This is a genomic window from Haemophilus sp. HMSC071C11 (genome assembly GCF_001837655.1).
Classification (GTDB): domain Bacteria; phylum Pseudomonadota; class Gammaproteobacteria; order Enterobacterales; family Pasteurellaceae; genus Haemophilus; species Haemophilus influenzae.
The window spans coordinates 1-7,999 of sequence record NZ_KV833427.1 but is presented as its reverse complement, the minus strand read 5'-3'; the positions used below and the strand labels follow the sequence as shown (position 1 = coordinate 7,999).

General features: G+C 35.9%; 8 protein-coding genes and 1 pseudogene. 6 read left to right on the top strand and 3 right to left on the bottom strand.

Annotated elements, in window-relative coordinates; translation table 11 throughout:
• Positions 1–52 precede the first annotated feature (52 nt).
• Positions 53–706 (bottom strand): DNA transformation protein TfoX, encoded by a 654-nt coding sequence (gene tfoX, locus HMPREF2644_RS06165; protein ID WP_005692773.1) that lies wholly within the window; start codon positions 704–706, stop codon positions 53–55.
• Between the two features lie 371 nt (positions 707–1,077).
• On the opposite strand from tfoX, the gene recA reads away from it, so the two are divergent.
• Positions 1,078–2,142: a recombinase RecA gene (gene recA / locus HMPREF2644_RS06160; RefSeq protein WP_005654959.1), complete on the top strand. Its 1,065-nt coding sequence runs from the start codon at positions 1,078–1,080 to the stop codon at positions 2,140–2,142.
• A gap of 78 nt (positions 2,143–2,220) precedes the next feature.
• The gene (gene recX / locus HMPREF2644_RS06155; protein WP_011272121.1) at positions 2,221–2,679 is read left to right on the top strand and encodes a recombination regulator RecX; all 459 of its coding nucleotides are present in this window, start codon (positions 2,221–2,223) and stop codon (positions 2,677–2,679) included.
• On the opposite strand, the gene crcB is transcribed toward recX, so the two are convergent.
• Together crcB and HMPREF2644_RS06145 are read right to left on the bottom strand one after the other, a co-directional pair.
• Positions 2,676–3,062 carry a fluoride efflux transporter CrcB gene (gene crcB / locus HMPREF2644_RS06150; protein WP_011272122.1) on the bottom strand — a complete coding sequence of 129 codons (387 nt, stop codon included), beginning with the start codon at positions 3,060–3,062 and terminating at the stop codon, positions 2,676–2,678. The genes recX and crcB overlap by 4 nt on opposite strands.
• The gene (locus HMPREF2644_RS06145; RefSeq protein WP_011272123.1) at positions 3,062–3,880 is read right to left on the bottom strand and encodes a Cof-type HAD-IIB family hydrolase; all 819 of its coding nucleotides are present in this window, start codon (positions 3,878–3,880) and stop codon (positions 3,062–3,064) included. Before HMPREF2644_RS06145 ends, crcB begins: the two co-directional genes overlap by 1 nt.
• Before the next feature lie 402 nt (positions 3,881–4,282).
• Here HMPREF2644_RS06145 and HMPREF2644_RS06140 point away from each other — a divergent pair, with 402 nt between their 5' ends.
• From HMPREF2644_RS06140 to HMPREF2644_RS09520, 4 genes and pseudogenes are all read left to right on the top strand, one after another.
• Positions 4,283–5,287, top strand: a complete 1,005-nt coding sequence (locus HMPREF2644_RS06140) for an ornithine carbamoyltransferase (RefSeq protein ID WP_070828320.1) — start codon at positions 4,283–4,285, stop codon at positions 5,285–5,287.
• Between the two features lie 9 nt (positions 5,288–5,296).
• Complete coding sequence (gene arcC / locus HMPREF2644_RS06135; RefSeq protein WP_005661976.1) at positions 5,297–6,229, top strand: carbamate kinase; 933 nt, start codon at positions 5,297–5,299, stop codon at positions 6,227–6,229.
• A gap of 105 nt (positions 6,230–6,334) precedes the next feature.
• Positions 6,335–7,864: a YfcC family protein gene (locus HMPREF2644_RS06130; RefSeq protein ID WP_070828319.1), complete on the top strand. Its 1,530-nt coding sequence runs from the start codon at positions 6,335–6,337 to the stop codon at positions 7,862–7,864.
• A 3-nt stretch (positions 7,865–7,867) separates the two neighbouring features.
• Positions 7,868–7,966 (top strand): annotated as a pseudogene (locus HMPREF2644_RS09520) (Lrp/AsnC family transcriptional regulator); the annotation flags it as partial.
• Positions 7,967–7,999: the final 33 nt, after the last annotated feature.

The following is a 7,999-nucleotide window of genomic DNA, read 5'->3' as shown; positions in this document are numbered from 1 at the left end:
TTCAAATCCCTTGCAAGTACTTTTTGCAAAAAATTATTTGAATGAACAAATTTTATTCATCATCTAATTTTCTATAGCCTTTTAAGCCATTTTTTCTCAAAACTTCGTTTAATTTCTTCAATAAACGCTCTTTTTCAGCTTGACTTAACATCTGACTATTTTTATTTTGCAAAGCACATACTAATTTCCAATAAAAATCAAGCGTAGCACCACTGCCACTTTTCTTTAATTCCACCAATGCATTTTCTGCGCCAATCTCTCTTAGCATCGCAACATTTGTAATACCAACTTTTATTAAAGCTCTTTCATGTTTAATCGTTAAATTGGGTAAATCCTTTAATCGATTCAATTTTCTTAACGTACATTCTAGCTTCCGCTCAAGAATCTGCTTAATAGAAAGAATAATCAATTTTCTACACAATCTATTACTACGTAAAATCTGATCAGAAAGTGCATAATATTGTGAAAGCACAAACCGTTTATTCAATTCATTCGTTGTAAAAGGTTCACAACCTAATTTAGTTAATTGAATTGCGAGAACACCCTCACCGCGTAAATAAAGTTTTTTATTTTGCCAAATAGCAAACATTGTCTCTTCCTTGTGAAACAAACCGTAACCAGTAAAAAGATTTTTAAAGGAAACATTTCCTACTAACTGATCTAACAAGGAGCAAACGCTATCTATATGCTCATCCTTTATATTCATATTAAACCTCCAATGAATAATTATTTTAAAAGAGTCAGTAGAAGTACTTCTGATTTCATTTATATCATGAAATTTTTACTACACCTAAATATAAATGTCAGATTTGTGAGCCAGATCGTAAATTTAAAATTTATTTTTATCTAAACGATTGGTTTATATATAAATATACTATATTTAAAACTTTTTCTGAGATTATTTTTGTATATAATTTAATCTAATTCTCTGTTAAAAACTTTTATTTTAAGCCTTCCCCATCCTCTTTACTGAAATATATACCCCATATTTTTTTATTAATATAAATATTTTTCTTGACCTGTACATCAATACAGATATAATCACAAAAATTTGAACATTCAAACAGGATTTTAATTATGGCAACTCAAGAAGAAAAACAAAAAGCCCTAGCGGCTGCACTAGGGCAAATCGAAAAACAATTTGGTAAAGGCTCAATTATGAAATTAGGCGATACCAAAACGTTGGATGTAGAGTCTATTTCTACTGGATCACTTGGCTTAGATGTTGCGCTTGGGATTGGTGGTTTGCCTATGGGTCGAATTGTAGAAATTTTCGGGCCTGAATCATCGGGTAAAACAACATTAACTCTTTCCGTCATTGCTCAAGCGCAAAAAGCAGGAAAAACCTGTGCATTTATTGATGCAGAACACGCACTTGATCCTATTTATGCAGCAAAACTTGGTGTAGATGTAAAAGAACTTTTTGTTTCTCAACCAGATAATGGGGAACAGGCACTTGAAATCTGTGATGCATTAGTTCGCTCAGGTGCAATTGATGTAATTATTGTGGACTCCGTTGCCGCACTGACACCAAAAGCTGAAATTGAAGGCGATATGGGCGATTCTCATATGGGTCTGCAAGCACGTTTAATGTCTCAAGCTTTGCGTAAACTCACAGGTCAAATTAAAAATGCAAACTGTCTAGTTGTGTTTATTAACCAAATCCGTATGAAAATAGGCGTGATGTTTGGTAATCCTGAAACCACCACAGGCGGTAATGCATTAAAATTCTATTCTTCTGTTCGCTTAGATATTCGCCGTACAGGTTCTGTAAAAGATGGCGAAAATATTATTGGAAATGAAACTCGCGTAAAAGTAGTGAAAAACAAATTAGCGGCACCGTTCCGCCAAGTGGATTTCCAAATTCTCTATGGAGAAGGCATTTCAAAAGCAGGAGAATTATTAGAACTTGGTGTAAAACACAAACTTGTAGAAAAATCAGGCGCATGGTATTCCTATAATGGCGAAAAAATTGGTCAAGGAAAGGCTAATTCAATGAAATGGCTTAACGAAAATATAGAGAAATCAGATGAATTAGAAGCTCGTTTACGTGCTGAATTAGTGGCCAATCCAGAACAAGCCTTAATGGCGGATATTGAACAATCTGAAAATAATACTGAATCAGAAAGTGATTTTGAATAAAGAAAATTACAAATGCCAAAAGTGCGGTTAAAAATGACCGCACTTTATATCGATTCAATAAAATGAAGGAATAAATCCTTGTCATCTCTTGCTTTTAATTACATAGTTAATCTTCTTTCCCGCAGAGAATATAGTGAATTCGAGCTCCGCAATAAAATGCAGGAAAAGAACTTTTCGGAAGAAGAAATTGATGATGCATTATCTTTATGCCAAGCAAAAAATTGGCAAAGCGATCGTCGTTTTTCAGAAAATTATCTAAATTCACGCTCACAAAAAGGTTGTGGTGTAGGAAGAATTCGACAAGAATTACGCCAATTAAAAGGTGTGTCTTCTGATATTATTGATGAAGTTTTAATGGAATCAGAAATTGATTGGTATGAAATGGCTGAGAACTTGTTACGTAAAAAATTCCCAAATTATAACGAACAGCAAACGTCTAAAATGAAACAAAAAATTTGGCAATATATGCTATCACACGGATTTCGTAGCGATGAATTTGCTGATTTAATTGGGCAAAACCAAAGTGAATGGGATTAAGATAAAAGTTGAGAACAAATTTTATATATCCAAATGCCTAACACAGTCATAGCTAAACATCCGAATAAATGCATCATTAATACACAAAATCCATTTAACCACTTGTCATTAAAAAATAATTCCACAACTTCGGAAGAAAAAGACGAAAATGTGGTTAGCGATCCTAAAAAACCCGTAATTAAAAATAACCGCCATTCAGAACTAATTTGTGGAAATTGCCAAAAAAACCCAAGTAATACACCAATAATTAAACAACCAAGCAAATTAGCGATTAAAGTCCCAAAAGCAAATGAGGAAAATAAAGGATTAAATAACAATCCTATAGCCCAACGCAATGACGCGCCTAATATTGCACCATAACTTATGAATAATAATGCCTGCATTAATAATCTAATCCAAATAGGGTTCGCAAATAACGAGCGACTGATTCTTCTTTATTTGAGCCAATAACTTCTAACTCTGGACAAGCCATTTTTAAACGAATATCAGCATCTTTCATAATGCAACCTGTTCCAGCCCAAGAAAGCATTTCTACATCATTCATTCCATCACCAAAAGCAATACAGTCTTTTAACTGATACTCGCGTGATTCGAGTAAATGTTTTAATGCATCCCCTTTTGAAACATTCTTATTCATTACTTCCAAACAAGCTAATGCTGAATAAACAATTGTCGTTACGTCACCAAACTTATCTCGTAAATAAGTTTCTACTGCAACTAAATCCTCTGGAGTTTTACCAATAAAAAAGACTTTTTCTGTCCCACGTCCATGATGTTTAGAAAAATCGACAACGTTATAATCGAATCCAGATTCTTTATGGAACTGACGCATTGCAGGAATATCTTTATTAGTAAACCAACCTTCATCTTGATAGCTATTCATGCATACTTTGGAAGTATCAAATGGCGTTTTGTAAAGCTCAAGAACTAATTCTTCAGGCAAACTATTGCTATAAAGCAAATTACCCTGTAAATCCCGTACACGAGCACCGTTTGATGTAATCATAACCGCACGTTCCGCACCAATTTTTCCAAGAATGGATGACACATCGGTATGATTGCGTCCTGTTGCCAAAATAATATCTACGCCTTTTTGCTCTAATGCTCTCAGCGTATCAATGGTAAGATCACCCACTAAATGTTCAGGTGTTAAAAGCGTGCCATCTAAATCAGACACCATTGCTCGAAAAGGTAAATTCATAAAAACCTCAAAAAATAAACTATGTTTATCATATCACTAAATATACAAATGGTACTTGCTGAAGATCAATATATTAAAAACTGCAATAAAAATAACCGCACTTTTATTAAGTATAGATAGACACATTCCTCTTCATCAAAAATAAACTAAAACATATTTTCGTTTAAATTCATCTACTATTAGAAATCAAACAAATAACAATAAAGAGTTAGATTATTTTTATTAAATTCTAATAATACTAAAAATCTCGCAATAAAATTCTACATACTGGCATTACCAGTTGAAAAACGACAACAAATTTCATTTTACCTCTCTTATAATGCAACTGTTCGAACAACAAGCAGTATCTCGAATGATGTATGTTTATTCCCCAATGTATAGTCAAAACACAAGGAGATTATTATGGCTTTCAATATGAAAAATAGACATTTACTTAGTCTTGTTCATCACACAGAACGTGAAATTAAATATCTCTTAGATCTCTCCCGAGATTTGAAACGAGCCAAATATGCCGGCACAGAACAACAAAAATTAAAAGGCAAAAATATCGCGCTCATCTTTGAAAAAACCTCCACCCGCACACGCTGTGCATTTGAAGTCGCCGCTTATGATCAAGGCGCACAAGTCACCTACATCGACCCTAATTCCTCTCAAATTGGCCACAAAGAAAGTATGAAAGATACCGCCCGCGTATTAGGCAGAATGTATGATGGTATTGAATATCGTGGCTTTAAACAAAGTATCGTTCAAGAACTGGCTGATTATGCTGGAGTGCCAGTATTCAATGGTTTAACCGATGAATTCCACCCAACACAAATGCTTGCCGACGTACTTACCATGATTGAACATTGCGACAAACCATTAAGTGAAATTAGCTATGTATATATTGGGGATGCTCGCAATAACATGGGTAATTCACTTTTATTAATTGGTGCAAAATTAGGTATGGATGTTCGTATTTGTGGACCTAAAGCATTATTACCAGAAGCAAATCTTGTGGAAATGTGCGAAAAATTTGCGAAAGAAAGTGGAGCTCGTATTACTGTAACTGAAGATATCGACAAAGCGGTGAAAGGCATAGATTTTATCCATACTGATGTGTGGGTTTCAATGGGTGAACCATTAGAAACCTGGGGCGAACGCATTAAATTATTACTTCCTTATCAAGTCACACCTGAATTAATGAAACGCACTGGTAATCCAAAAGTGAAATTTATGCACTGCCTACCTGCCTTCCATAACAGCGAAACCAAAGTTGGTCGTCAAATTGCTGAAAAATATCCTGAATTAGCTAATGGTATTGAAGTAACTGAAGAGGTATTTGAATCGCCAATGAACATTGCATTTGAACAAGCAGAAAACCGTATGCACACAATTAAAGCGGTAATGGTAGCAAGTTTGGCATAAGGAGAACGTATGAGAATAGTGATTGCATTAGGCGGTAATGCATTATTACGACGCGGAGAACCAATGACAGCCGAAAATCAACGACAAAATGTTCGCATTGCTTGTGAGCAAATTGCTAAGATTTGGCCAAATAATGAATTAGTGATAGCACACGGTAATGGCCCACAAGTGGGTTTGCTCGCCTTACAAGGTGCTGCCTATACTGATGTGCCAACCTATCCTTTAGATGTATTGGGAGCAGAAACAGCTGGAATGATTGGTTATATGATTCAACAAGAACTCGGTAATTTAGTTCCATTTGAAGTGCCATTTGCAACGTTATTATCTCAAGTAGAAGTTGATATCAACGACCCAGCTTTCAAAAATCCAACTAAGCCAATAGGTCCTGTTTATACAAAAGAAGAAGCTGAACGTTTGGCAAAAGAAAAAAATTGGTCTATCGCACAAGATGGTGATAAATATCGTCGCGTTGTGCCAAGCCCATTACCAAAACGTATTTTTGAAATTCGTCCGGTCAAATGGTTGCTTGAAAAAGGCAGTATCGTAATTTGTGCGGGGGGCGGTGGCATTCCAACCTATTATGATGAACACCATAATTTACAAGGTGTTGAAGCCGTTATCGACAAAGATTTATGTTCAGCTTTACTTGCAGAAAATCTTGACGCTGATTTATTCATCATCGCAACTGATGTTTCCGCAACTTTCGTAGATTGGGGTAAACCTAATCAAAAAGCAATTTCAGTTGCCTCACCTGAAGCTATTTCAGAACTTGGTTTCGCTTCAGGTTCCATGGGGCCGAAAGTACAAGCCGCGATCAACTTTGCGAAACAAACAGGAAAAGATGCAGTAATAGGATCTTTATCTGATATTGTGGACATTGTGAAAGGCAAAGCTGGTACTCGTATTACGAAAAAAGCTGAAGGCATATCCTATTATGCTTAAATAATAAAGGAACTTTGAGAAGCCATTCTCAAGGTAAAAAGTGCGGTTGGTTTAACTAATGTTTTTACCAACCGCACTTTAAACGTTAAACATAAGGAGCTCGCTATGGATGCATCCAAAAAGAAGAAAACGTTTAATTTCCCATCAGCGTTTACCATTTTATTTGCAATCTTAATTCTCGCTGTTGGATTAACCTGGGTTATTCCATCCGGTTCATATTCAAAATTAACATATAACTCTACTGATAATGTTTTTGTCGTCAAAGCTTATGGCGTTGATGATAAAACTTATCCCGCCACAACAGACACTCTTGATAATCTCAATATCAAAATTAAACTCTCCAACTTCACTAAAGGCGTGATCAAAAAACCAATCGCTATTCCTGGCACCTATCAACGTGTAGAACAACACCACAAAGGCATTGAAGACATTACCAAAAGTATGGTGGAAGGTACCATTGAAGCCGTTGATGTTATGGTCTTTATCTTTGTATTAGGTGGTATGATTGGTGTTATTAACCGAACCGGTTCTTTTAATGCAGGTTTGATGGCTCTCGTGAAGAAAACTAAAGGCAATGAGTTTTTTATTGTATTCTGCGTATCCGTCTTAATGGTGTTAGGCGGCACAACCTGTGGTATCGAAGAAGAAGCAGTGGCATTTTACCCGATTCTGGTGCCAGTATTCTTGGCTCTGGGATATGATGCGATAGTCTGCGTAGGGGCTATATTCCTTGCTGCATCTATGGGAACTGCATTCTCTACAATTAACCCATTCTCCGTTGTTATCGCATCAAATGCGGCAGGTATTCAATTTACTGAAGGTATTGGTTTCCGTGCTCTAGGTTTAGTTTTAGGGGCAACTTGCGTAATCGCATATCTTTATTGGTACTGTAAAAAAATCAAAGCTGACCCAAGTTTTTCTTATACTTACGACGATCGCGAAGAATTCCGTCAACGTTATATGAAAAACTTTGATCCGAACACAACTATCCCATTCTCAGCTCGTCGCAAATTAATCTTAACGCTTTTCTGTATCTCATTCCCTATTATGATTTGGGGTGTAATGATTGGCGGATGGTGGTTCCCTCAAATGGCTGCATCTTTCCTTGCCATTACCATCATCATTATGTTTATTAGTGGATTGTCTGAAAAAGATGTTGTGGAATCTTTCACTGAAGGTGCATCAGAATTAGTAGGCGTATCCTTAATCATCGGTCTCGCTCGTGGCGTAAACTTAGTACTCGAACAAGGTATGATTTCTGACACTATCCTTGATTATATGTCTAATGTGGTTAGTGGTATGCCAGGTAGCGTATTTATCTTAGGCCAATTAGTCGTATTTATTTTCCTAGGTTTAATAGTGCCGTCTTCTTCTGGCTTAGCTGTACTTTCAATGCCAATTATGGCGCCACTTGCTGACTCAGTGGGTATTCCACGCGATATCGTGGTTTCCGCTTACAACTGGGGACAATATGCAATGCTATTCTTGGCACCGACAGGATTAGTGTTAGTGACACTCCAAATGTTGCATATTCCATTTGATAGATGGGTTAAATTCGTCATGCCAATGATTGGATGCTTATTGCTAATTGGTTCCATTTTATTAGTAGTACAAGTATCCTTATATAGCGTTTAATTAGTCAAAAATACCTATCTTAATTCTAGGCTTGGCATTAAAACCTTAAAATCAGAAGTTACTCTAAAAACGGTCAAATCAACAACTGAGTTGCCTTTATAAAATCATCATAATGATTGCTCCTAAAATAAAAAG

Coding starts and splice junctions, on each gene's coding strand:
- arcC (WP_005661976.1), top strand. CDS start 5,297: ATGAGAATAGTGATTGCATTAGGCGGTAATGCATTATTACGACGCGGA.
- crcB (WP_011272122.1), bottom strand. CDS start 3,062: ATGCAGGCATTATTATTCATAAGTTATGGTGCAATATTAGGCGCGTCA.
- HMPREF2644_RS06145 (WP_011272123.1), bottom strand. CDS start 3,880: ATGAATTTACCTTTTCGAGCAATGGTGTCTGATTTAGATGGCACGCTT.
- recA (WP_005654959.1), top strand. CDS start 1,078: ATGGCAACTCAAGAAGAAAAACAAAAAGCCCTAGCGGCTGCACTAGGG.
- HMPREF2644_RS06130 (WP_070828319.1), top strand. CDS start 6,335: ATGGATGCATCCAAAAAGAAGAAAACGTTTAATTTCCCATCAGCGTTT.
- tfoX (WP_005692773.1), bottom strand. CDS start 706: ATGAATATAAAGGATGAGCATATAGATAGCGTTTGCTCCTTGTTAGAT.
- HMPREF2644_RS06140 (WP_070828320.1), top strand. CDS start 4,283: ATGGCTTTCAATATGAAAAATAGACATTTACTTAGTCTTGTTCATCAC.